Origin of the sequence: Patiriisocius sp. (genome assembly GCF_051252435.1) — a bacterium.
Lineage (GTDB): Bacteria > Bacteroidota > Bacteroidia > Flavobacteriales > Flavobacteriaceae > Patiriisocius.
In genome coordinates, this window is the sequence record NZ_JBPOFW010000004.1 from 348,592 (window position 1) to 373,814 (window position 25,223).

The window sequence follows — 25,223 nt, forward strand, 5'->3', positions numbered from 1 at the left end:
CAAAAAATCAATAATTTAAAATAGCCTCAATCTTCGCTTTCACTTTTTCAGTGGAAGGAATCATCGTCTCTTCCAACACAGAATTTAACGGAATCGCAGGCATATTTTCACTACCAATTATCATCACCGGCGCATCCAAATGTTGAAAACACTCTTCTTGAATGCGACCCTGTAAAGCACGGGAAAAACTATTATCAGAAGGTTCTTCAGTAACAACTAAACATTTTCCACATTTTTTTACACTCTTAAAAACAGTATCGTAATCTAAAGGATGTAAGGTTCTTAAATCAATCACCTCAATTTGTTGTTGTAGTCCCATTTCCGCGGAAGCGTTCATCGCCCAATGTACACCCATTCCGTAGGTGATGATTGACAACGTTTCTTCGTCATCCTGTGGCCAAATTTCCTGCAATACCCAAGCCTTGCCAAAGGGCAACATATAATCTTCACTAGGCTCAATGCTTGTTGCTCCCTTTGTGCCCTTTACCTTACTCCAATACAGTCCTTTGTGCTCAAAAATAACTACAGGATTGGGGTCGTAATAGGCGGCTTTCATCAATCCTTTTAAATCAGCTCCATTGCTCGGATACGCAATCTTAAGTCCGCGAATGTTGCTCACCACACTTTCCATTGAGGACGAATGATAAGGCCCACCGCTACCGTACGCACCAATGGGAACGCGCAATATCATTGACACCGGCCATTTTCCGTTGGACAAATAACAGCTTCGGGAAACTTCTGTAAATAATTGATTGAGTCCCGGCCAAATATAATCTGCAAACTGAACCTCAACAATAGGTTTTAATCCCACAGCACTCATTCCAACCGTAGAACCTACGATAAATGCTTCTTGAATAGGCGTATTAAAAACGCGGTTATCGCCAAATTTTTGCGCCAACGTTGCCGCTTCCCTAAACACGCCACCCAATCGTCCTCCTACATCTTGACCATATAGTAAACATTCGGGATGCTTTGCCATTAATTCCTCAATCGCAAACAGCGCACAATCCACCATTACCACTTTCTCACCGCCCTTGGGAGAGCGCTCTCCCACTTCTTCGGTCACAGGAGTAGGCGCAAAATCGTGCGTAAATAAATCTTCAGGTTTTGGGTCTTCTGAGCTTAAAGCTTCCTTTAATGCCTTTCCAACTTCAGCTTCGATTTCAGTTTCGATTTCTTTGATTTCTTCTTCGGAAATATTAAAACTTGAAAGTAATCTAAGCATTTTGGGATGTGGGTCTCGCGATTTTGCTTCGTCCAAATCGTCGCGATAAAACTCCATCCGCACTCCAGAAGTATGGTGATTTAACAACGGTACTTTTGCGTGCACCAAGAACGGACGGCGCTCTGTTCGTATTTTTGAAATTACATCGTTAATCGTTTTAAAGCTCTCCTCAAAATTAGTTCCGTCTATTGAAATTGCTTCCAACCCGTGAAATCCAGCGGCATATTCAGCAGCATTTTGGGCACGTGTCTCGGCCTCATTTGCTGAAATATCCCAACCATTATCCTGTACCAGATACAGAATTGGCAGTTGTTTTAACGCCGCCATTTGAAAAGCTTCGGCAATCTCCCCTTCCGTTATGCTTGCGTCTCCTAAAGAACAAACAACAACGGGCTGTTCATTGCGCACTTGTTGCGCAATCGCTTCGTCCTTCCCTAAACTTTCTTTGTACGCAAAACCCAAAGCAACGCCGGTAGCCGGAATGGCCTGCATACCGGTAGCACTACTCTGGTGCGGAATTTTAGGTTTATCATCATCCTTTAAACTAGGATGCGAATAATACGTACGTCCAGCAGAAAAAGGATCGTCCTTTTTTGCCAATACCTGCAGCATTAATTCATAGGGAGTCATACCAATAGCCAGCAACATAGAGTCATCCCTGTAATACGGAAACATATAATCCTGTGGTTGCAATTGCATCCCTACAGCAGTTTGTATCACCTCGTGCCCTCGCGAAGTCGCGTGCACATATTTTGAAACCACTTTAAAATTTTCCTCATAAATCTCCGTCATCGCTTTTGCAGTGACAAGGTTTTTAAAGGCTTTTACTACTATATCTTTTGTAATTTTCATATTATGTCAATGCGGACTCATTCCGCATTCGGTTTAATGATTATTATGTAGACTATTTATAAAAGTCTCGACTGCGTTCGACCAGACATCTTCAGTATTTTCTATCCGTGTCAAAATTCTCCATATTGTCTGCTATGCGTTTTAAAAAACTCCCTGCCAAATAACCATCTACAATTCTATGGTCAAACGAAAGCGACAAATACATCATACTTCTAATTTCAATAGTGTCGCCATCCTCTTGCTCAATGACTTCAGCACGTTTTTTGATGATTCCCGTTGCAAGAATGGCTGCTTCGGGTTGGTTGATAATAGGCGTTCCCATTAAACTTCCAAACGTCCCCACATTACTAATGGTAAATGTGCTACCCTTCATATCATCGCCTTTCAAATTTCCGGAGCGAGATTTACCTACTAACTCGTTGGTGGATGCGGCTAGTTCTTTTAAGTTTTTCTTATCGGCATTTTTAACTACGGGAACGATTAAATTTCCCGAAGGCAAAGCGGTTGCCATCCCAATATTTATCTCTTCTTTTACAATGATATTCTTTCCATCCAAAGACGAATTTATCATCGGGAAATCCTTAATCGCATTCGCTACGGCTTCAATAAAAAGCGGTGTAAAGGTTAACTTTTCGCCGTGTTTTTCTTGAAATTTCAATTTGTTGGCATTGCGCCAATTCACCATATTTGTAAGGTCTGCTTCTACATATGCTGTCACGTGTGGCGACGTGTGCTTGCTATACACCATATGGTCTGCAATCATCTCCCGCATACGGTCCATTTCAACAATTTTTCCTGTGCCTTTGTCAAATTTCAAATCTGGAATCGAATAGGATGGATTCCCGCCTTCGCGGGAACTTTGCACAAATTGGAAAGGTCTTCCTTCCGCCAAGTATTCTGAAACATCGCTTTTTCGCAATCTTCCATCTTTTCCTGTTCCGGTAATGCGGGACAATTCTTCATACGAAATATGATTTTTTCGCGCCATTGCATCCACTAAAGGAGAAATGAAGAGGTTTTCATTCACCTTAAATGCTTTTAAATTCGAACTCGGAGATGAAGGTTTTGAAATCTTTTTCTTTGAAGAAGTCTCTTTCTGTTTTTCTGAAATTGTCTCTTCTTCGGAAATTTCAGAAACTGAAACACCTTCTTTTAATTCTAAAATAGCAATCACATCACCAACTGGCACAACATCTTTGGTTGAAGCTTTGTGCGAAACCATTTTACCATCACTGGGTGCGGGGACTTCATTATCCACCTTATCGGTAGCCACCTCAACAAGAATATCTCCCTCTTTAAAGGTATCTCCTTCTTGCACGAGCCAATTAAGTATTGTTCCTTCTGTGATACTCTCGCCCATTTTGGGCATTTTGAATTCTGTTTTTGACATTTCGTCTTATTCTTTATTTTTCAACTTCATCTCTTGAAGCGTTTTATAAAAATCTTCTTGCTTAGGTCTATCCTTCGGAATCTCTCTTAACGGTTTTACTTCACAAAGGGTATCGTGACAATCTGCAGGTAATTGCTGGTATAATTTTGTTCCCGCTGTTTTCCAAGCAATCATTTCTTCTGACACTTCTTTGATTGCTTTTGCTGGATTCCCGACTATTAATTGCCGTTTTTTAAACCTAGTTTCTGCCTTTACAAATGCCATCGCACCAACAATACATTCATCTCCGATTTCCGCATCGTCCATAATAACGCTGTTCATACCTATGAGGCAGTTACGGCCTAAATTGGCGCCGTGAATTACTGCTCCGTGACCCACGTGTGCCCCTTCTTTGAGTACAATACTCTTTCCAGGAAACATATGTACCGTGCAATTTTCCTGCACATTTACGCCATCTTCCAGAATAATCTCCCCCCAATCCCCGCGTATCGCTGCTCCGGGACCTATATAACAATTCCTGCCAATAATCACATTGCCCGTAACAGCCGCGAGCGGATGCACAAAACTGGATTCGTGAATTACGGGTATATGTCCTTTGAAGCTGTAAATCATATTAAAGAGATGAGTGTTGAGTACGCTTTGCTTTGAGAGGTGAAAATCATTATTTGTTTTTCAAATGTCTTCTTAATGATGAAATCATTCTTCCTATTTCAGTTAATCGCTTTCTATTTTCTTCATCAATTTCAAACGTTATATACCCTCTCAACCTTGCTTTTGTTGAAGCCGCAACGCATTCGTGAGAACTATCCCAAGCCATTTTTAAATACCTATCAAAGTTAACATCTGTACTTCCGGAACCTTCAGCTATATTGAAGGCAATAGAATCAGCCGCTCGAATAAATTGTGACGATAATTCATATATTTCGTGCTTTGGAAATTTTTCAGCTTGTTGATTTACAAATTCTCCAAAATCTATAGCTTTTTGATAGATCTGTAAATCCTCAAACTTAAAATGATAACTACTTTCCATAGATAATATATTAATTACAAAACTCACCACTCACAGAAAACTTGATTTTTATCCTCACCTCTCATCACTATTATTTAAATCGTTTCAGAGTCTCTTTCGTAAACTCACTCAACACCAATCTTCCCGAGATAACCGCTCTTTCTGCAAGTAGCTCATCCCAATTTTCGGTACCTGTCCACATAATTTTTTTCATTTCTTTCATTGCTTCGGGATTATAATTACAAAGGTTCTCTGCGAAGGCCTGTACTGCTTCATCGAGTGCCTCGGTACTTTCGTGCACGCTAGCAAATAAACCTTTTTGTCTTGCCCATTCGGCGTCGTAAAAACTGTTTGCGTCTATGGCTATTTGACTCATTCCGCTCAATCCTAATTTTCTTTCTACTGCAGGACCGACTACGAAAGGACCTATCCCAATATTTAATTCACTGAGTTTAATGCTGGCGAATTTGGTTGCCATACAATAATCTGTAGCACTGGCTACGCCTACTCCACCCCCAACAGTTTTTCCTTGAACTCTACCGATAATAAATTTTGGACATTTCCGCATTGCGTTAATCACGTTTGCGAATCCGCTAAAAAACACCTTTCCCGTTTCAGCATCGTTGATATTGATGAGTTCCTTGAAACTAGCACCGGCACAAAAAGTTCTATCGCCTCCACTTTTCAGGATAATAACTTTTACTTCGTCATTTTCTCCAGCCTCTTTTATTGTTTTTCTCAACTTTTCAAGAATATCTCCAGGCAGACTATTGTGTGCTGGATGGAAAAATTCTATGGTTGAAATTCCGTTTTTAATATCTTCTGTTACGTAAGGTGTAATCATATTTATTAGTCTATCGTTTAATTGAATTAGTAAAAAGTAGGTCTCGACTGCGCTCGACCAGACATATAGATTAAATTACAGCAAACCAAACTGCTCAAAATGATGATTCAAGTGCTTTCTTTCGAGTAAATATGATTCGTATTTATTTAATTCTCCAAACACCAAATTCTTTAAAACTGCGTCTGGATTTTCTTTAAAAAACTGCAAATATTTGAAACGCTGCTCCAAAAATTTTGCTTTTGCTGTCTCTAAATCAGGATGAATTAATGATGCTAATGTGTCTTTTTCCAATTGCGGAAATTGAGAGTTCTGCGGAAATTTCTCAAAATTATACAAACTGTCGTGAACTACATCTAAATACTTTTCGGGCGTAGCAATCTCAAAATCCTGAAGCTCTCCCGAAGCTATTTTATAGGTGTATTCTAAATGTTCCAACATATGTTGCGGTGTCATTATTCCCCACTTAGGCTTTGTGTCTTCGGAAAGTTTTGATAAACATTCTTCTATTTTTTCTGAAGTCATTTCAGCAAACACCTCTTGTTTCTTTTCAACCATTGTTAAAATAGTTGCAATACAAACCAACGGATCTTCTTTTTCAACATCTGCAGGTAATGTAGCATTAGCCGCATCTACATTAGAGTCAAAAATTTCTACATACCATTTTACAATACCGCTGGGGTGTTCTTGACCTCTGCTATCTCTATCTACTTTTTGTTTACAGGTTAATCGTACGTACAACGTATCATTGTGATAAATAGGACGTAAAAAACGGATTTCCTCCAACCCATAATTAGCAGCAACCGGGCCTTTATTCGGATATACAAACAATCCTGCTGCCATCGAAATAATGAAATATCCGTGGGCGGTTCGTTTTTCAAAAATGCTTCCGTCTAAACTCGTGATATCTGTATGTGCGTAAAAATGATCCCACGTTAAATTTCCGAAGTTTACAATATCTGTATCGGTAATCGTTCGGTTGTGGGTCTTAAGTGACATTCCCGGCTTGATATCATCCCAATGGTAGGCAAATGGGTGTTTGGGCGACTCTTTATAATCGGATTTAGCCTGATAAATCCCTGTAACCTCGGTCAATGTTGTTGGACTTCCCTGAATGGCGCAACGTTGCAAATAATGCTTAATACCGCGCATTCCACCCATTTCTTCTCCACCGCCGGCGCGTCCAGGGCCTCCATGAATTAATCCCGGTAATGGCGAACCGTGGCCCGTGCTTTGCTTGGCACTTTCTCTATTTAATATTAAAATTCGACCGTGATGACTTGCGGCATTAACGGCATATTCCTTTGCAATTGTATTGTCATTTGTCACAATGGAACTTACCAGAGACCCCTTCCCCATCTTTGCTAATTTGATAGCATCTTCCAACGTATCGTAAGGCATTAACGTACTCACGGGACCAAACGCTTCGGTAATATGAGCGGCTTCATTTTGTAACGGATGGTCTTCGCGCATTAAAATAGGTTTCATAAATGCTCCTTTTTTTGAATCTGCGCCAACCGCTTTAAAGTCGTCGTAATTTCCGTAGACTATTTCAGCAGTTTCGGCGATTTTTGCGACTTGTTCTTTTACTGAAATTCGCTGTGCATCACTTACCAAACTTCCCATTCTAACTTCTTTGAGTCGAGGGTCACCGATGGTTACTTTATCCAACTGATTTGCCAACGCAATTTGCACGTCTTCCAACAAGTTCTGCGGAACGATAATGCGACGGATTGCGGTACATTTTTGCCCACATTTTGTGGTCATTTCGTTTCGGACTTCCTTAACGAATAAATCAAATTCTGGTGTTCCCGGTAAGGCATCTTTTCCTAAAATAGCTGCATTTAAACTATCTGCCTCCATTGTAAATGGCACCGATTCTTCTATTAATTGTGGATGATTTTTAAGCTGGCGACCAATCTTTGCTGAACCCGTAAACGTAACCACATCCTGGGATTGCACAGTGTCTAGAATATTTTTAGCGGTCCCTGCAATGAGTTGTAAAGCGCCTTCCGGTAAAATTCCCGAAGCTATGATTTCTCTAACTACGGCCTCAGTTAAATAAGCTGTTTGAGGTGCGGGCAACACAACTGCTGGCATTCCTGCCATCCAATTGACCGCACATTTTTCAAGCATTCCCCAGACCGGGAAATTGAAGGCATTTATATGTACTGCAACACCTTCTCTTGGCACCATAATGTGATGCGCCATAAAACGTCCACCACGAGACAAATCAATCGGGTCGCCCTCAACGTGGTATGTTTGATTGGGGAATAATTTCCGAAGAGAAGCATTGGCAAATAGATTTCCGAAGCCTCCTTCAATGTCCACCCAACTGTCACGTTTTGTGGCTCCAGTTCGGTAGCTTATTTCGTAGAATTGTTGTTTTCTTTTTGTGAGATACAATGCAAGACTCTTCAACACATTTCCGCGTTGCTGAAACGTCATTTTTCGTAAGGTTTTGCCTTTATCCCTTCCATATTGCAAAATAGACGGCACGTCCAAACCTTCCACCGTGGTGCTTGTAAAATGTTCGCCAGTAATGGAATCAAATACAGGAATACCTTCTCCGTTTCCAGATTGCCATTGGCCTTGAATGTAGTGTTGTGTTTTTTGCATATTTTAATACTTCAAAATTCTATCTAAGCTTCCTTTGAGCGTAGCTATTTCAGAAACTGAAATGGCACCCAATTTCTTTTTCAATCTCTTTTTATCAATAGCCCTTATATGAATAGGAAGTGCTTCCGAAACTTTGGACAAACCATTTTCATTTGTTGGTTTCAAGATTAGATTTTCGTGATAATTTTTAAGGCTTGTTGTTAGCGGCACCACAATAACCGTGTGCATAAATAAATTAATTGCTGTTCCCGAAAGAATTATTGCTGGCCTTATCCCGCGCTGTTCGCTCCCTTGCGTTGGGTCAAAATAAACATCATAAATATCTCCTTGCTTCATTCCTTGTCAAGTTCATCAAGCGTTCTAAACCATTCTTCAATATCCTCTTCCGCAAGCAACGCCAATTCTGGGTCATCTGCTGTCATTTTATAACTTTTTAAAAAAGCTGCTTTGTCTAGTTTTTCCAGGTAGAATTCCAACGCCTTTTGAATCAATTTGTTCTTAGGCACTTTTAAGCTTTTTGCCTCTTTTGAAAGCTTTTCCAAAAGTTCATCCGGTAATGATGATGTAAATGTTGCCATAATATATTTATCAAACGTAAATATAAAATATAATTATAAAACTTTAAATAATTTCTTCGGAAATTTTAAGATATTGAAAATCAGTTTATTTTGATTATAAATTGACATTTTCAATAATCGCAGCATATCCTTGCCCAACGCCTATACACATTGTAATTAATGCGTATCGTTTTCCTTTTTCTTTTAATTCCAACGCTGCTGAATAGGCAATTCTTGTACCTGTTACACCAAGAGGATGACCAATAGCAATAGAGCCACCATTAGGGTTTATACGCGAGTCGTCATCTTTTAATCCCCATTCGCGGATGCAAGCTAAGGCTTGTGACGCAAAAGCTTCGTTAAGCTCAATCACATCCATATCTTCCATTTTTAACCCTGCTTTTTTGAGAGCTTTGTTGGAAGCTTCCACAGGGCCAATTCCCATAATTCTTGGCTCAACCCCAACTACTGCAGAAGAAACGATTCTTGCTAATGGTTTTAAATTATATTTTTTTACGGCATCTTCAGAGGCTATAATGGTTGCTGCGGCGCCATCATTTAATCCCGAAGCATTTCCCGCAGTTACACTTCCTCCTTCTTTTTTGAATGCCGGACGTAATTTCGCTAAAATCTCTTTTGTAGTATCAGGACGGATAAATTCGTCTTCTTTAAATATAATAGGTTCTTTTTTTCGCTGCGGAATTTCAACAGCAACAATTTCTTTTGCAAGCCTTCCGCTGTTTTGAGCTTTGGCTGCTTTCATTTGGCTGTGGTAAGAAAATGCATCCTGGTCTTCTCTTGAAATACTATGTTTCGCTACTAAATTTTCAGCGGTAACACCCATTCCGTCGGTGCCGTACATTTCAGCCATTTTCGGATTTACAAATCGCCAACCAAATGACGAATCGTACATTTTATTATCATTTCCGAAGGGAGAAGCACTTTTAGAGATTACCCAGGGACCACGCGTCATATTCTCCACACCCCCCGAAATAAACACATCGCCATCACCCGACTTAATCGCACGATTTGCGTGAATGATTGCAGATAACCCCGAACTACAAAGTCTGTTTACCGTTTCGCCAGGGACTGTGTATGGCAATCCCGCTAAGAGCAAACTCATTCTCGCAACGTTCCGGTTGTCTTCGCCTGCTTGATTTGCACAACCCATTATGACATCGTCATAAGCGTCTGTGGGGATGTTAGGATTTCTCTTTACGATTTCGGCAATTACTTTGGCTCCCAAATCATCTGTCCGCACAGCGCCGAGTGTACCTTTATAATTACCAATAGCAGTTCTTATTCCGTCTATGATATATGCTTCCTTCATTGTCTATATTGTTCTAATTTAATATTTCAGAAAAAGTATCACCTTGTCTTATGTCACCCGTTTTATAGCCTCTCATAAACCATTGCTTCCTTTGTTCTGAAGTTCCGTGGGTAAAACTATCTGGCCTTACCGTGCCTTGTGTTCTTTTTTGAATGGCATCATCGCCCACTGCATTTGCAGCGCTCAATGCCTCATCGATATCGCCTTCTTCTAAATATTCTCGGTTATAATGTGACCAAACGCCTGCATAGAAATCGGCTTGCAACTCTTGCGCAACAGACAGCCTATTGGCCTCAGTAGCGTTTGTCTGACTCTGTGCCTGCCTCACTTTTTGGCTTGTGCCCAGTAGCGTTTGAATATGATGACCAATCTCATGTGCCGTAACATAGGCCATCGCAAAATCACCACCTTTGGCGCCAAAGCGTGATTTTAATTCGTCAAAAAACGCCAAATCCATATATAGTTTTTGGTCTGCTGGGCAATAGAATGGGCCAGAGGCAGAAGTAGCATTACCGCAGGCTGTGCTTACGGCATCTGTAAACAATACCATATTGGGTTCTTTATATTGCCCTAGATTATTGTCTCTAAAGACTTTTGTCCAGACATTTTCGGTATCTGCCAAAACAGTCGCCATAAAATCACCTATTTGTTTTTCTTGTGCAGTAAGCTCTCTTTGTTCGGTTTGTTGAGTTGTTTGGGTGTTTCCTATTTGCTCCACTAATGGCGCAAGTTGCTGACCGGTTTCGCCTCCAAATATCTGTAATGCTATTACAATTAATGCCACTACACCACCACCTGCAGCCAGTTTACCTTTGGAACTCATCCCCCGACGGTCTTCCATATTATCGCTTTGTCTTCTACCTTGCCATTTCATAAGATTGTTTTGTTAAGTTGTTTTTTTGTTATTCCCAGTCTTTGTTTGTTCTATAAACTACACCTTTAAACAAAGCTACTAAATCATCGCCTCTTTTAACTTCAACGATATTAAAACCCACTTTTGTTTTCTGAAGATTTACTGTTGCTTCTGCCGTAATAAAATCTCCTTCTTCGAGAGCTTCAATGTGGTTAATGCTTGTTTCAATGGAAACTGCATATTTGCCGTGGGTGTTTGCTGTAAAACCGAAAGCCGTATCTGCCAATGAATAACTTATCCCGCCATGTGCTTTTTCCATACTGTTGAGCATTTCTTTACGAATGGTCATCCCCACTTTTACGTAGCCAATTTTAGACTCAACAATCTCAATTCCGAGCCACTTTGAAAAAGCATCTTGACTCAGCATTTTGTGGGGAATAGTAGCACCTTCCATTAAAAAAATGTTTTGTTTTCACGATTCATCTTCCTTAACAATGGACTACAGCGATATCTATCTTCTCTATATTCGTTATATAATTTGTCCATTTCTTCTACACACCAATTGATGCCTTTTTCATCTGCCCAAGCCAATAATCCTTTTGGGTAATTGACTCCCTTGGTCATCGCGTTGTCTATATCTTTTGCTGAAGCGATGTTCCAAAAAAGCGCATCGGCAGCTTCGTTTATGAGCATGACGAGTATTCTTTCAAAAATTTGTTGATGCAATTTTGTATCCTCAGACCTCTCGACTCCGCTCGAAGAGACATTGCCTTTTTCATCATATTTATAATAACCTCTTCCCGATTTTCCGCCTAAATAACCAGCTTCAGCAAAGCGTTTTTGGGTAAAGGCTGGTTTGTATCTTGGGTCGTAATAAAAGGCTTCAAAAACAGTTTCGGTTACGGTATAATTAACATCATTACCAATAAAATCCATTAATTCAAAAGGGCCCATTCTGAATCCGCCCTCCGATTTCATCGCATGGTCTATGGTGGCAAAGTCTGCAATTCCTTCTTCGTAAATTCTCAAAGCTTCACCATAAAAAGGTCTTGCTACCCTGTTGACGATAAAACCGGGTGTGTCTTTTGCAATAGCAACTACTTTGCCCCAATTTGCTATAGTTTCTTCGGAAATTTTAAGGGTTTCAGCACTTGTTTGAATAGCCGGAATTACCTCCACCAATTTCATCAAAGGAGCTGGGTTGAAAAAATGTATTCCTACGCAGCGTTCTGGTTTTTTGAGAGAAGACGCTATAGATGCAATTGAAAGTGATGAAGTGTTTGAAGCAATAATACATTCGTCTGAAACGTAACTTTCTAATTCCTGAAACACTTTCTTTTTAATATCCAGGTTTTCAACAATAGCTTCTATAGTCGTATCACTATCAGCCAATTCTTTTAAAGAATTTACATAGCTGATGTTGTCTTGAATTCGGTTTTTTTCTTCGGAAGTGATTCGTTCTTTTTCGACCAGTCGCGTCATTATTTTTTCAAGACTTGCTTTTGCTTTGTCAAGCGCATCTTGATTTAAATCAAATAATTTAACGGTGCAACCTGCTGTGGAAGCCACTTGCGCTATTCCAGAACCCATTGTTCCTGCTCCGATGATTCCTACTTTGCTTATTTTCATTTAAATTTCAACTTTTACACAAACCTCTCGACTACACTAGAGGGGATAACGTAAATTATTTACCTTTAAAATTAGGTTTTCTTTTTTCTACAAATGCGGCGACTCCTTCGGCATAATCTTCGGTCGAGGCTGATTCTATTTGCAATTTGCTTTCTAGTTTTAACTGCGAATCTAAATCGTTATTCATCGATTCATTTAACAATCGTTTTGTCAACCCGAGTGCTTTTGTGGGCATATTTGCGAGTGTTAAAGCAGTGGCATTCACTTCATCCATTAACATTTCCGAAGCAACAACACTGTAAATCATTCCCATTTGTTCTGCTTTTTCTGCGGAAATTTTATCTCCCAACATCATTATTGCCGAAGCTTTTCCGAAGCCAATTAATCGAGGCAAAAAGAATGTTCCCGCACTATCTGGAATCAAACCAATTTTACTAAATGCCTGTATAAAACTTGCTTTGTCGCTGGCAATTACCACATCGCACGCCAAAGCGATGTTTGCTCCTGCTCCCGCTGCTACACCATTTACACCACAGATAATGGGTTTTTCAATACTTCTAATTCTGTTAATTATTGGATTATAATGGTCATCTAATATTTTTTTGAAACCGGGATTTAAATCTGGATTTGTGATTTCTCCAATGTCCTGACCTGCACAAAAAGCTTTTCCATTTCCAGTTAAAATGATAGCTCTAACGGTTTTATCTTTTTCGCAGGCGTCGAGTTCATTTTGCAACAAAAAAGCCATTTCTTTATTAAAGCTGTTGAAAACTTCGGGGCGATTTAAGGTGAGGGTTGCTACTCCGTTTTCTATTTTTTTTATGATTGTCATTTAAATATTATTTAAGGCATTTAAAATAGTCAAAAGGCTCTTGGCAGTCGTCACATTTGAATAATGCCTTGCACGCCGTGGAACCAAACTGACTTACTAAATGTGTATTTGTGCTACCGCAATTGGTGCATTTTACTTTTTTCGCATTTCCGAGGAGAACATCTTTATCTGCTGTTTCAGACAATGGTCTTGCGATGCCATATTCCTCCATTTTTTGAAGACCTTCTTCGCTTATCCAATCGGTACTCCAGGCTGGACTCAACACTAATTCTACGATTACTTTTTTATCCAATTTTGCAAAGGCGATTTTCAAATCGTCACCAATGACATCCATCGCTGGACAACCGCTATACGTGGGCGTTAATTTTACTTTAATTATACCGCCAACTTCAATAGCTTCTCGAATCACGCCCAAGTCTAAAACCGTCAAAACTGGAATTTCGGGATCGCTTACCTGTTCCAGAATTGGAATTAAGTGAGGGTCGATATTTGCGGTTTGGGTTGTTATCATTCTATTTTTGATTGGAGATTAACGATTTTTGATTGTTGAAATTTTTACTTCTGAAATCAGCAATCCAAAATCTACAATCGTTACTCTTTTTACCATTCCATATTAGGATAGGTGCGTTGCATATATTGAAGGTCGCTTAAAATGTAGCCCATATATTCGCTATGCGTTCCATTTTTCCCTCCTTTAATGAAATTTTTACGTTCTGGGACTTGAAGGTTTGACTCTTTCAATAATTCTGAAACTTCTTCGTAATATTTTTCTTTAAATTTTGAAGTGTCTACACCAATTCCTTCAGAAATCATTGCTTTATCGGCTTCGGTTAAATCGAATAGCTCATCTGTAAAAGCCCAAAGCTCGTCAATTGCTTCTTGCATTTTCGTATTACTTTCATCCGTTCCGTCACCTAATCTCTTTACCCAATCTCCTGAAAAACGTTTGTGGTAGCTTACTTCTTTAATTCCTTTTTTCGCAATGGCTGCAAGCGTTTCGTCTTTGCTGTTTAACATTTCAGTCATAAGAAATAAGTGAAAAACATCAAACAAATATTGACGTCCCATTACATACCCAAAATGCTCATTGGGCTGTTCTACCAACAATACATTTTTATAGTCACGCTCTAAACGCAAAAAAGCAAGGTCATCTTCTGTCTTGCCTTCTCCTTGAATTTTAGCTGCGTATTGATAGTAATTTCGGCATTGCCCAATTAAATCGAGTGAAATATTGGTGCCTGCAATATCGGTTTCTAATGTTGGGCCGTGACCGCAGAGTTCGCCAAGGCGTTGGGCCAAGATTAAGGAGTTGTCTGCAATTGAAATTATATAATCGAAAAGATATTGTTTGTTCATTTAAAATTGTGCTGTGTATGTCTAAGACCTTTCGGCTGCGCTCAAGGAGACATACAATTTACATATGTTTCACTTCGTCTGGCAAATCATAAAAAGTTGGGTGACGGTAGACTTTGTCTTGTGCGGGTTCGAAAAGTTCTCCATTATGTTCAGGGTTGCTGGCTGTAATGTTTATACTTTCGACAACCCAAATGCTTACACCTTCGCTTCTACGCGTGTACACATCTCTTGCATTTTCCAAAGCCATTTCGGCATCTGCTGCGTGGAGACTACCAAAGTGCCTATGTTCTAATCCGTTTTTACTTCTAACGAAGATTTCCCAAAGGGGCCAATTTTTTTTATCAGACATTAAATTGCTTTTTTAAGTTTGTTCGCTTCTTTCTTTGCTGCGTGTGCCATAGCCGCATCACGAACCCAAGCTCCGTTTTCCCAAGCGTTTACACGGTCTTTCATTCTTTTTTTATTGGAAGGACCGTGACCTTTTACTACTTGCCAGAATTCATCCCAATTAATTTCACCAAAATCATAACTACCCGTTTCTTCATTGAATTTTAAATCTGGGTCTGGAATAGTTAATCCTAAAATATCTGCTTGTGGTACTGTTTGGTCAATAAACTGTTGGCGCAACTCATCATTTGATTTACGTTTTAGTTTCCATTTCATTGATTGTTCTGTGTGGATGCTTTCTGCATCTGTTGGCCCTAACATCATCAAACTTGGCCACCACCATCTATTTAAAGCATCTTGCGCCATTTCTTTTTGCTCGGGAGTCCCGTTGCAAAGTTTCAACATAATTTCAAAACCTTGTCGTTGGTGAAAACTTTCTTCTTTACACACACGAACCATTGCTCTCGCATATGGCCCAAAAGAAGTATTACACAATGGCACTTGATTGATAATCGCTGCACCATCTACTAACCAACCAATCGCTCCCATATCTGCCCACGTTACTGTTGGGTAGTTGAAAATAGAAGAATATTTTGCCTTGCCAGTGTGTAATTGCTCATACAATTCATCACGAGAAATCCCTAAAGTTTCGCAAGCCGAATATAAATATAACCCGTGGCCAGCTTCATCTTGAACCTTTGCCAACAAAGCTGCTTTTCTTCTTAGAGAAGGGGCTCTCGTTATCCAATTTCCCTCTGGCAACATTCCCACAATTTCAGAGTGGGCGTGCTGACTCATTTGCCTGATGTGTGTCTTGCGATACTTTTCTGGCATCCAGTCTTTGGGTTCAATTTTTTCGTCGCGCGCGATGCGGGCTTCAAAAATTTCTTCAAGGTTTTTTACTTGTTCGTTGCTCATTGCTATCTTCTTTAGGCTTTAAGCTAAATGCTCAAGGCTAGTTAAACAATATTTTGTTTTTAAATTTCTGAAATGTTAGCCAAAAACTTACACATCAAAATCTACTTTTACTTTATCTGTTGTTGGAACCGCCTGGCAGCTCAAAACTAAATTTTGAGATACCTCTTTATCGCTCAACGCATAATTTATTTTCATTTCAACAGCACCATCGAGCACTTCGCACTTGCAGGTGCTACAAACACCGCCTTTACAGGCGAAGGGCAAATCGGCTCCCGCTCCCAATGCCGCGTCGAGAATATTATCGTATTCTTTGGTCATTTTAAACGAAAATTCCTTTCCGCCATCTACAATGGTAACTTCTGTTCCTTCTACATTTTGCTTTGCGAGCCTTTCTTGTCTTGCAATGTCTTCATCCGAAAGTCCTGTAACGAAAAGTTCAAAATGAACATTCTCTTTTGGGAGTCCTGCGTTTATAAGATATTCTGAAACGTATTTCACCATTTTTTCCGGTCCGCACAAAAACACTTCGTTCGTGTCTGGAATATCTATAAATGTCTTTATCAACACCTCCATTTTTTCATCATCAAAACGACCATTGAAGAGTTCAATATCTCTGCGTTCTTTTGTTAGAAAATAGTTGATTTCAAAACGTCCAAAAAACTGATTTCTAAGCTGTTCTAACTCTTCTTTAAAGATAATGGATTTTGCCGTTTTATTCACATAAAACAATTTACAAGTGCTATTTGATTCTTTTACCAAATGCGCTTTTACCATTGATAATACAGGAGTAATACCACTACCTGCGGCAAAGAACAGATAATTTTTTGCTTCGGAAGGCTTACATTCTACACCAAAATTTCCACTTGGCGCCATTACCTCCAATGTATCGCCAGTTTGTAAGGTTTCATTTACGAATGTTGAAAATTTTCCTCCAGGGATTAATTTTACCGCTACTTTCCATTGATTATCAAAAGGACTGGAGCACAAACTATAGGAACGACGAACATCTTCGCCATTAATCATTGCTTTTAATGTAAGGTGTTGTCCTTGACGGAAATGAAATTCATCAGAAATTTCAGAAGGAACATTAAATGTTATCACAGAAGTATCATCTGTTTCCTTATAAAGGTCCTCAACTTTTAAATTATGGAAGTCTGCCAATTTTTTCGATGTATTTATAGAACAAAACTAACGATTGTTAGTTAGAATTGCAAATGGTTTAACAATAATTATACAATCCCTTTAATCAGCACCGCTACCATATCTTTCTTTAAGATATTTACATCCATTTTACCTCGTTTTTCGTTCCATAAATACAACGTTCGCAAAGTGGATAAAATTGAAAATAAAATTACCTCGGGATGTTGTGGTTTAATGGTTCTTTCTTTAATTCCTGCTTTTATGATGCTTCGGAAATTTTCTTCGTAATCTTCACGCATCTTAACAACACGTTTAAGTTCATCGCCTTCAAGATGCATCCAGTCATTATTTAATGACGCTATGTTTTCAGAATAATTTACAGTGATATCAATGTGGATTTCAATCACTTTTTCAATCTTTTGTAACGGAGGTACCATTTCTGAAGTAATCAAATTCATTTCGGTCGTGAACTTTTCGGCTACTTCTAAAATAAGTGTGGAAAGGATTTCCTGCTTGCCAGAAATATGATTGTATAAACTCGCCGCTTTCATATCCATCTCTTGTGCGATGTCCCTCATTGAGACAGCACTGTAGCCTTTTTCTTTAAAAAGTGAGGCCGCTTTATGTATGATTTCTTGTTTGCGAGTTTTCATGTTTGTGTTGTAAATATAAATTTTTGAAAACGAAATCGAAGCTGAAAACGAAATCGAATTTCTTACTTTTGAAATATGATTGAAGAACGCATTGAAAGCAACGAATTACTCGATAGATTGCCTCCACATTTAAAGCAATATATCAAGCCGCAAAATTATGAGCATTACACACCCATAAACCAAGCGACTTGGCGTTATGTGATGCGTAAAAATGTTTCTTATTTGAGTAAAGTAGCCCACGAAAGTTATATTGAAGGACTTCAAAAAACCGGGATTTCAATCGATAATATTCCGTCGATGTACGGGATGAATCGCATTCTCAAAGAAATAGGTTGGGCTGCAGTGGCTGTGGACGGATTTATTCCGCCTAACGCTTTTATGGAGTTCCAAGCCTATAAAGTACTTGTTATTGCTAGCGATATTCGCCAGCTTGAAAATATAGAATACACTCCAGCCCCCGATATTATCCACGAAGGTGCGGGGCACGCTCCCATTATTGCAAGTCCAGATTATGCCGAGTATTTAAGACGTTTTGGAGAAATTGGCGCAAAGGCAATTTCCAGCGCTCACGATATGGAAATGTATGAGGCGGTAAGGGAATTAAGTATTTTAAAGGAAGCCGAAGGCACTGCTAAAATTAAAATCGATGCCATTGAAAAGCGTGTGGAAGACTTACAAAATAAAAAGGTAATTCCTTCTGAAATTTCACTCATAAGAAATCTTCACTGGTGGACTGTAGAGTATGGAATGGTAGGGACCGTTGAAAACCCAAAAATCTACGGTGCTGGGCTGCTTTCTTCTATTGGAGAAAGTGAGTGGTGTATGAAAGACGAAGTTAAGAAAATCGCATATTCTATTGACGCAGCATACCAGGATTTTGATATTACAAAACCACAACCTCAATTGTATGTTACTCCAGATTTTGCTTATTTACAAGAAGTTCTTGAAGAATTTGCAAATACAATGGCTGTTAGAAAAGGGGGCTGGCGCGGTTTGAACAAATTGATTGAATCCAAACAATTAGGAACTATTGAAATAAGTACGGGTTTGCAAGTTTCAGGAAATTTTACGCGAATGATTCAAAACGAGGACAATGAAGTGGTCTGGTTTGAAACCGCTGGCGAAACTGCCCTCGCCTATCGCGAAACCGAAGTAATCGGTCACGGAATTTCAAGACACAGTAACGGATTTAGAAGTCCGTTGGGAAAATTAAAAGGAATAAATTTAGCTATTGAAAATATGGGTCCGCGAGATTTAGCTGCCTATAATTTTTATGACGGAAAGCCCATTAAATTTGAGTTTGAAAGTGGCATTAAAGTAAAAGGAATGAACGTTACCGGAATGCGGAATTTAAAGGGTGAGTTAATGCTCATTCAGTTTAATGATTGTACCGTAACGTATAAAGATGAAATTTTATTTAGTCCCGAAGATGGCGATTTTGATATGGCTGTTGGGAAAGATATTGTTTCGGCATTTGCTGGAGCGGCAGATTATTTGAGTTTTAATTTAGTAGAACATCAATTGAGTACGCTGGGTGATGTAGCAGAAATTTCCGAAGAGGAAAAGCAATTAAATTTGTTGTATGCAGAAGTGCGAGCGCTTCGAGAAAGACCCTCTCTGACTGCTGAATCTCCTGAGAATGGAGAAAAATTAATTTCCATATTTAATAGTGTGAAGGATATGTTTCCAAACGATTGGTTATTACCAATTGAGATTTATGAGTTGACAGGAAATAAGGAAGTTCTCGACTATTTGCAAATATTGAAAAGTCGACGGCCAAAAGTAGCTCATTTAATTGTTAGTGGGTTGGGGCTTATAAACAATGATTAAAACTAAACAAGTAACCAAATGCGGCACAAATTCGTATTAATATATTAATTAGATTAACTCCTTAACTTTAGGAGATTAAAAGTTACCCGACTTATCGGGCAGAAATTATGGGACTATTAGATTTTTTATTTGGAAATAAGACAAAAAAGATTCAGGACTTTATGGAACGTGATGCCGTTATTTTAGACGTTCGCTCTAAGGGAGAATATGAAAGTGGTGCGATTCCGGGGTCTAAACACATACCCTTACAACAAGTGGGAAATAAAATTGCTGAAATAAAAAAATGGAACAAACCCGTCATCACATGTTGTGCCAGCGGTATGCGTAGCGGGAGTGCCGCTGCCATTTTAAAAAGTAATGGTATTGAAGCTATGAATGGGGGCGGATGGTCTTCTTTATACGGAAAACTATAATTATATAGGTTTAGTAATTTTTTCTTGTATTATCTAGAAATTAAATTGCACTGATAACTTTTCACAATACTGAAATTTAAAATAAAAAACTCCCTTATCCAAATTGGACAAGGGAGTTTTCTCATTTAAACACTTATCAACTCACTATTCTTTGAGAATCTGCTTCGTGATTACGCCATATTCACTCTCTATTACGAACATATACATTGCACTCTGAAGGTCTGTGATATCCATTCTCTTCTCAATTCCCATATCCTGCAGTCCGATTGTTCTTACCAATCTTCCGTTTACATCATAGATCGAAACGTTTTCAAGATTGATCGCTTGCGGGTTGCTCAACACTACATAGTCCTTGGCAGGGTTGGGATACATTATCAGGGTCGCCAATGAAATTTCGTTGTTTGGAATTCCACCTAATATACTCTCAACAGTCAACGTAAATGTACATGAACCTACATTTCCGTATTCATCCTCAGCGGTAATCGTTACAGGATATACACCATCTGGCAGGAACGTTCCTGCCGCTGGGTCCTGTGTAAAGATTACGACTGGGTTTGTACAGTTGTCAACAGCCGTTGCATCACCGAGCGCTACATAATCTGGAACTTCATAGTTAACATTATTAGCTCCTGGATCTACAGTGATATCTGCCGGACACGTTACCTCAGGTGCCAACACATCCACTACCGTTACAATGGCATTACAGCTCGAGATGTTTCCATTCACATCTTGTGTAAATACCTCAACCATCACCGGAGTTCCTATATCGCTACAATCGAATGACGTAATATCAACGGCACTAGTGTCGATTCCGCAGGCATCTGTATTGCTCGCTATCACATTTGCAACATCGAGCAGTGCCGTCCCATCTGCGCCAAGTTCTATTGTAAAGTCCATACAGACAAGCTCTGGTGTGGTAACGTCTTCAACGGTTACCGTTGCGGTACAAGTTGAAGTGTTTCCATTACTATCTGTGGCGGTCAATACCACCGTGTTTGGTCCCACGTTGCTACAGTCGAAGGTATCTATGTCCACCGTAAAGTTTGAAATGGTACAGTTGTCTGTACTTCCGTTGTCCAAATCACTTGCCACGATCGTTATCGTTCCGGTTGCATCCAATTGAACCGTGATATCTTGGCACACGACCATAGGTGCTTCAATGTCTTCAACGGTTACAATAGCTACACATGTGCTTACATTTCCGTTTACATCAGTAATTGTTAATGTTACGCTGTTGGGTCCTACATCGCTACAATCAAAGGTATCTACGTCAATTGTTGTCGTTGCAATACCACAGTTATCAGAGCTTCCTCCGTCAACATCTGCTGGTGTTATTGTTACCATTCCTGTTGCGTCCAATTGTACGGTAATATCCTGACAGACTGCCATTGCTGGCTCCATGTCCATTACAGTAATCGTGAACATACAGGTCGATTCGTTTCCGTTCACATCGGTCGCTGTAAATTCTATCACGGTATCTCCCACTGGGAACATACTTCCGCTCGGGTCTCCCATTGTTTGTATTACCGATGCGATTCCGCAGGCATCTAAAGCAAGTGCGTCCGGGAACGAGACTTCGGCAAAGCAGTCGCCCGGTGTTGTATCGATACTGATATCGGCCGGACATGCGATTACCGGCGCTGTTACATCTTCAATGGTCACTACGGTAGTACACGTACTCACGTTTCCGTTGACATCTGTTACTGTTAACGTAACCGTGTTTGGCCCTACATCTGCACAGGTAAAGTCCATTACATCGATGGTAGTTGATGCGATGCCACAGGCATCTGTTGAGCCATTGTCGATATCTGCTACTGTGATGCTCGCCATTCCATTTGCGTCCAATTGAACTGTGAATGGAGCCGCGCAGTTTGCTAAGGGAGCAATCATATCTTCTACGGTCACTGTTGTTGTGCACGTGCTCATATTTCCGTTGACATCTGTTACGGTTAACGTAACGGTGTTTGGTCCTACATCTGCACAGGTGAAGTCCATTATATCAATAGTAGTTGATGCGATGCCGCAATTGTCTGTCGAGCCGTTATCAACATCTGCCGCTGTGATACTCGCCATTCCATTTACATCTAATTGAACCGTGAATGGAGCAATACAGTTAGCAACTGGTAGTTCGTTGTCAGTTACTACAACATCAAAACTACATGTGGCCATGTTTCCACAATCATCGGTTGCGACGAATGTATTTATGGTAGTTCCCACAGGGAAGTCGCTACCGCTTGGCAAACCTGCTGTTTGAACGACAGTCACGTTTCCGCAGCTATCGATTGCCGTAATTGGGTCGAAGGTCACATTTGCAGTACAGACACCTGGGTCATTATTAACTGCTATATTTCCAGGACATGTACTTCCAGATAATGGCGAGTTTGCTAAAACGTCCCCATACGGTGAAAGTCCATAGATTCCAGTTCCCACTGTTGTACCTGCAGTGTTACAAGCAACCGTGATTGACAATCCTGTTCCACTTGCCTGAGCACCAATTGTGCTTCCCGAACCATCTTCAGTATCACTTAAATATTGATAAATGACATCGCTATTGTCAAATAAAATTACCTGAAATTGTACTACGCCACCTCCAAAATGACTTCCAACATATTCAATAACACTCGCACCCATTGTTGTACCATTGGGGTGTGGATAAGGCGAGACACCGAAATATTGGTAATAAATATCTGCAACTACATCATCATGAAGTGGGTAAAGTCTGGCAACGTTATCTCCAGTAGAAGGATTTGCCGGCAAAGGACAATCATTACTCAAATCTGGCCCGTTGTCTGTCAATGAAACAGATAAATATCCATTTGTTGACACGCGTATATCTGAAACAACATTATCGTAAATCGAAATTGGAGCACCAAGCCCAACAGTAAATGCCGTATCGTCACCGCTACCAACAAAATTGCCGGGTGTATTGATAGGGATATAGTTTGCAGTTAATGTATTATCCAAAGTATAGTTAGCTCCCGCTGGAGGTACATTTGGAATTATGAACTCTGGTGGTGTTGTATCGTTTATGGTGATTATTTGGTCACATGTTACCACATTTCCATTGCCATCATCGGCTGTCCATGTTCTTGTGATTGTTTCGGTTAAGCCACAACCTGGAGCACTTGTATCTACAAACGATATGGTTAATCCAGCAGGACAATTATCTGTTGCCGTTGCCATTCCTGTATCTGCGGGTAATGTACTATCACCACATTCTAAAGTTACGTCTGCAGGGCAGGTGATTACTGGTGGAATTGTATCCATTACCACGACATCAAAACTACACATCGCGCTATTACCAGAAGCATCTTCCACATAAAATGTATTTGTCGTTGTTCCCTGTGGATATTGAGCGCCCGAAGGTAAACCTGCTATTTGGATAACGCCATCGGTAAATTCAATGAGATATCTACGAGATGATGTTGAAGGTAAATCATTCCAAGTCCCAGCATTGCCAATTTCGGTATAATCTTCATCTCCAACATTATTAGGTTCTCCCGGACCCCAATTTGTATAAATAGAAGGCTGTCCACTCTGCCAAACAAAAGCACCTTCTGAGGCAACGTCGTTATAGCCAATAAACAAACTTCCAGTTGCTTGATTGTTTATTTCAGATGTAATAAATTGATTTTCTGCTTCATTATTTATTGTTGCCAACCTATAATTATTGGCATCTGCAAAAGCAAAGGCATCTGGACCGGTCGCTGCAACATCCGATATAAAATATGTGCTATTCCCTTGAGTTCCAAAGAGTGTAAAACCAGGAACTGTTGTAGGTACAGCAGTACTACAATTATCAGTAAACGTAGGGTCTGCAAAAATCACATCATCACCACATTGACTAGTAATAGGCTCTGCTGGACACATAATAACCGGCGGTGTAACATCTACCACGGTTACAGTTGCTGTACATGTATCCATGTTACCATCGTTATCGGTTACTGTAAGTATTACTGTGTTTATACCTACATCTGAGCAGGTAAATGTATCAGTATCAATAGTAAGCGAATTTATTCCGCAATTGTCTGTACTTCCGTTGTCTATATCTATGGCATTAATGGTCACATTTCCGAAGTCATTTAACTGCACAGTAATATTTTGACATATTGCAACAGGATTTTCATTATCCTCTGTTGAAACGAAATCCATTTTGGTCTCAGTTCTCAAACACCCATCAAGATCTGTAATCGTTAAACTTACATTAAAAACTCCGCTTGTAGTATATGTATGAGATGGGTTCTGAAAACTTGAGGTATTTCCATCACCAAAATCCCAATCCCATGCTATAATAGGCGCACTCGCCTCAGAATCATCTACAAAATCTATAGTAAGGGGTTGACAACCTATGGTAGTACTTGTTGTTGAAAAATCGGGAGTTGGACCAATAACATTTACTAAGGCATTTTTTAATATCGTATCTGTATTTCCAAAATCATCTGTTATATTTAAGCTTACATTATATAGGCCACTATCTTCATAAATATGTGTGGGGTTTTGTAATGTGGAAGTAGTTCCATCGCCAAAATCCCAGTTCCAACTTACAATAGGTGCACCACTGCCTATTGAAGTATCTGCATAATTTACTGTTAATGGTCCGCAACCAATAGCTCCGGAATTGCTTCCATTAGTCGTAAAGCTTGCTGTAGGAATAGATATTTTTATAAAATCTGACATAATCTTTGTATTAACACATCCTGTAATAGTGTCGACAATAGTTAGTTTTACTTCAAATGCCCCAGTAGTTGCATAGGTGTGAATAGGATTTTGAGCGGTAGAAGTGCTACCATCACCAAAATTCCAAGACCAAGTATCTGGATTTGTACTATTGTCTGTAAAGAACACACTATGTGGAACAGAATTATTTGAAGTAGGATTTGCTGTAAAATCTGCAATACAAGATACACTTCTGTTCGGATTTATATTGAAATTTGAAGATATCTGAGCAAAAGCGATAGAAGCGGTGATTATTAGTAATAATGCGAGTAGTGATTTTTTCATGGGTGGTTTAATTAGTTGATCAAAAATATTGATTTAAAAAAAACTAATAATAAGTATTTATACCTAAATTTCAAATTATTCGATAAAGTTGAATGTATTAATGATGAGGCAACATTTGTATCTATTATGCTGCAAATTTGTGAAGAAATAAGGATTATTTAATTTATAACTATTGAATATCATTACATAAACCAAGAATTCTTGTTTGCAATTTGAAGGTAAAGCGTATTTATGAAATAATGAAAAATTCTGAAATGGAGATTACATAACTATTCAAGTAATGGATGTCTCGAAAATCAATATGAAAGCATTGCTCATTTCAGAAGCAACCTCGAATCCAATGAAATTGAAGTTCTAAAGAGGAACCCAACGCACTATTGCCCTATGG

General features: G+C 39.4%; 22 protein-coding genes. 2 read left to right on the top strand and 20 right to left on the bottom strand.

All coding sequences use genetic code 11. The features are described from left to right. Nucleotides 1-7 precede the first annotated feature (7 nt). The 19 genes from ACSHW7_RS11240 to ACSHW7_RS11330 all read right to left on the bottom strand — a co-directional run bounded on the left by ACSHW7_RS11240 (nt 8) and on the right by ACSHW7_RS11330 (nt 17,591). The gene (locus ACSHW7_RS11240; protein WP_435679443.1) at nt 8-2,077 is read right to left on the bottom strand and encodes an alpha-ketoacid dehydrogenase subunit alpha/beta; all 2,070 of its coding nucleotides are present in this window, start codon (nt 2,075-2,077) and stop codon (nt 8-10) included. 91 nt (nt 2,078-2,168) lie between these two features. Further along, nucleotides 2,169-3,467 carry a dihydrolipoamide acetyltransferase family protein gene (locus tag ACSHW7_RS11245; protein ID WP_435679444.1) on the bottom strand — a complete coding sequence of 433 codons (1,299 nt, stop codon included), beginning with the start codon at nt 3,465-3,467 and terminating at the stop codon, nt 2,169-2,171. 6 nt (nt 3,468-3,473) lie between these two features. Beyond that, nucleotides 3,474-4,079, bottom strand: a complete 606-nt coding sequence (locus tag ACSHW7_RS11250; RefSeq protein ID WP_435679445.1) for a transferase hexapeptide repeat family protein — start codon at nt 4,077-4,079, stop codon at nt 3,474-3,476. A 49-nt stretch (nt 4,080-4,128) separates the two neighbouring features. Beyond that, nucleotides 4,129-4,497 carry a four helix bundle protein gene (locus tag ACSHW7_RS11255; protein WP_435679446.1) on the bottom strand — a complete coding sequence of 123 codons (369 nt, stop codon included), beginning with the start codon at nt 4,495-4,497 and terminating at the stop codon, nt 4,129-4,131. A 70-nt stretch (nt 4,498-4,567) separates the two neighbouring features. Further along, on the bottom strand, nt 4,568-5,320 hold the full coding sequence (locus ACSHW7_RS11260; RefSeq protein ID WP_435679447.1) for an enoyl-CoA hydratase/isomerase family protein: 753 nt from the start codon (nt 5,318-5,320) through the stop codon (nt 4,568-4,570). 75 nt (nt 5,321-5,395) lie between these two features. After that, nucleotides 5,396-7,936 carry a phenylacetic acid degradation bifunctional protein PaaZ gene (paaZ, locus tag ACSHW7_RS11265; protein WP_435679448.1) on the bottom strand — a complete coding sequence of 847 codons (2,541 nt, stop codon included), beginning with the start codon at nt 7,934-7,936 and terminating at the stop codon, nt 5,396-5,398. 3 nt (nt 7,937-7,939) lie between these two features. Further along, nucleotides 7,940-8,272: a type II toxin-antitoxin system PemK/MazF family toxin gene (locus ACSHW7_RS11270; protein WP_435679449.1), complete on the bottom strand. Its 333-nt coding sequence runs from the start codon at nt 8,270-8,272 to the stop codon at nt 7,940-7,942. Continuing rightward, complete coding sequence (locus ACSHW7_RS11275) at nt 8,269-8,514, bottom strand: ribbon-helix-helix domain-containing protein (RefSeq protein WP_435679450.1); 246 nt, start codon at nt 8,512-8,514, stop codon at nt 8,269-8,271. The genes ACSHW7_RS11270 and ACSHW7_RS11275 overlap by 4 nt, the downstream gene beginning before the upstream one ends. 94 nt (nt 8,515-8,608) lie before the next feature. Next, on the bottom strand, nt 8,609-9,823 hold the full coding sequence (locus tag ACSHW7_RS11280) for an acetyl-CoA C-acyltransferase (RefSeq protein WP_435679451.1): 1,215 nt from the start codon (nt 9,821-9,823) through the stop codon (nt 8,609-8,611). Between the two features lie 13 nt (nt 9,824-9,836). Next, a complete protein-coding gene (ypfJ, locus tag ACSHW7_RS11285; RefSeq protein WP_435679452.1) occupies nt 9,837-10,697 on the bottom strand; it encodes a KPN_02809 family neutral zinc metallopeptidase in 861 nt (286 codons plus the stop codon). Nucleotides 10,698-10,725: 28 nt separating this feature from the next. After that, nucleotides 10,726-11,130, bottom strand: a complete 405-nt coding sequence (locus ACSHW7_RS11290; protein WP_435679453.1) for a PaaI family thioesterase — start codon at nt 11,128-11,130, stop codon at nt 10,726-10,728. Further along, nucleotides 11,130-12,305: a 3-hydroxyacyl-CoA dehydrogenase NAD-binding domain-containing protein gene (locus ACSHW7_RS11295; protein WP_435679454.1), complete on the bottom strand. Its 1,176-nt coding sequence runs from the start codon at nt 12,303-12,305 to the stop codon at nt 11,130-11,132. The genes ACSHW7_RS11290 and ACSHW7_RS11295 overlap by 1 nt, the downstream gene beginning before the upstream one ends. 55 nt (nt 12,306-12,360) lie before the next feature. Then, nucleotides 12,361-13,137 carry an enoyl-CoA hydratase-related protein gene (locus ACSHW7_RS11300; RefSeq protein ID WP_435679455.1) on the bottom strand — a complete coding sequence of 259 codons (777 nt, stop codon included), beginning with the start codon at nt 13,135-13,137 and terminating at the stop codon, nt 12,361-12,363. Nucleotides 13,138-13,144: 7 nt separating this feature from the next. Beyond that, on the bottom strand, nt 13,145-13,648 hold the full coding sequence (gene paaD / locus ACSHW7_RS11305; RefSeq protein ID WP_435679456.1) for a 1,2-phenylacetyl-CoA epoxidase subunit PaaD: 504 nt from the start codon (nt 13,646-13,648) through the stop codon (nt 13,145-13,147). Nucleotides 13,649-13,737: 89 nt separating this feature from the next. Further along, nucleotides 13,738-14,493, bottom strand: a complete 756-nt coding sequence (paaC, locus tag ACSHW7_RS11310) for a 1,2-phenylacetyl-CoA epoxidase subunit PaaC (protein WP_435679457.1) — start codon at nt 14,491-14,493, stop codon at nt 13,738-13,740. Nucleotides 14,494-14,551: 58 nt separating this feature from the next. Beyond that, nucleotides 14,552-14,842 (bottom strand): 1,2-phenylacetyl-CoA epoxidase subunit PaaB, encoded by a 291-nt coding sequence (gene paaB, locus ACSHW7_RS11315; protein WP_435679458.1) that lies wholly within the window; start codon nt 14,840-14,842, stop codon nt 14,552-14,554. Further along, the gene (gene paaA, locus ACSHW7_RS11320; RefSeq protein WP_435679459.1) at nt 14,842-15,798 is read right to left on the bottom strand and encodes a 1,2-phenylacetyl-CoA epoxidase subunit PaaA; all 957 of its coding nucleotides are present in this window, start codon (nt 15,796-15,798) and stop codon (nt 14,842-14,844) included. Before paaA ends, paaB begins: the two co-directional genes overlap by 1 nt. 87 nt (nt 15,799-15,885) lie before the next feature. After that, on the bottom strand, nt 15,886-16,959 hold the full coding sequence (locus tag ACSHW7_RS11325; protein WP_435679460.1) for a 2Fe-2S iron-sulfur cluster-binding protein: 1,074 nt from the start codon (nt 16,957-16,959) through the stop codon (nt 15,886-15,888). 68 nt (nt 16,960-17,027) lie between these two features. Beyond that, the gene (locus ACSHW7_RS11330) at nt 17,028-17,591 is read right to left on the bottom strand and encodes a TetR/AcrR family transcriptional regulator (protein WP_435679461.1); all 564 of its coding nucleotides are present in this window, start codon (nt 17,589-17,591) and stop codon (nt 17,028-17,030) included. Nucleotides 17,592-17,666: 75 nt separating this feature from the next. Here ACSHW7_RS11330 and ACSHW7_RS11335 point away from each other — a divergent pair, with 75 nt between their 5' ends. Both ACSHW7_RS11335 and ACSHW7_RS11340 read left to right on the top strand, forming a co-directional pair. Continuing rightward, a complete protein-coding gene (locus ACSHW7_RS11335; protein ID WP_435679462.1) occupies nt 17,667-19,421 on the top strand; it encodes an aromatic amino acid hydroxylase in 1,755 nt (584 codons plus the stop codon). A 107-nt stretch (nt 19,422-19,528) separates the two neighbouring features. Beyond that, nucleotides 19,529-19,834 carry a rhodanese-like domain-containing protein gene (locus ACSHW7_RS11340; RefSeq protein WP_435679463.1) on the top strand — a complete coding sequence of 102 codons (306 nt, stop codon included), beginning with the start codon at nt 19,529-19,531 and terminating at the stop codon, nt 19,832-19,834. A gap of 144 nt (nt 19,835-19,978) precedes the next feature. Here ACSHW7_RS11340 and ACSHW7_RS11345 read toward each other — a convergent pair whose 3' ends face one another. Next, nucleotides 19,979-24,835: an HYR domain-containing protein gene (locus ACSHW7_RS11345; RefSeq protein WP_435679464.1), complete on the bottom strand. Its 4,857-nt coding sequence runs from the start codon at nt 24,833-24,835 to the stop codon at nt 19,979-19,981. Between the last annotated feature and the right edge of the window lie 388 nt (nt 24,836-25,223).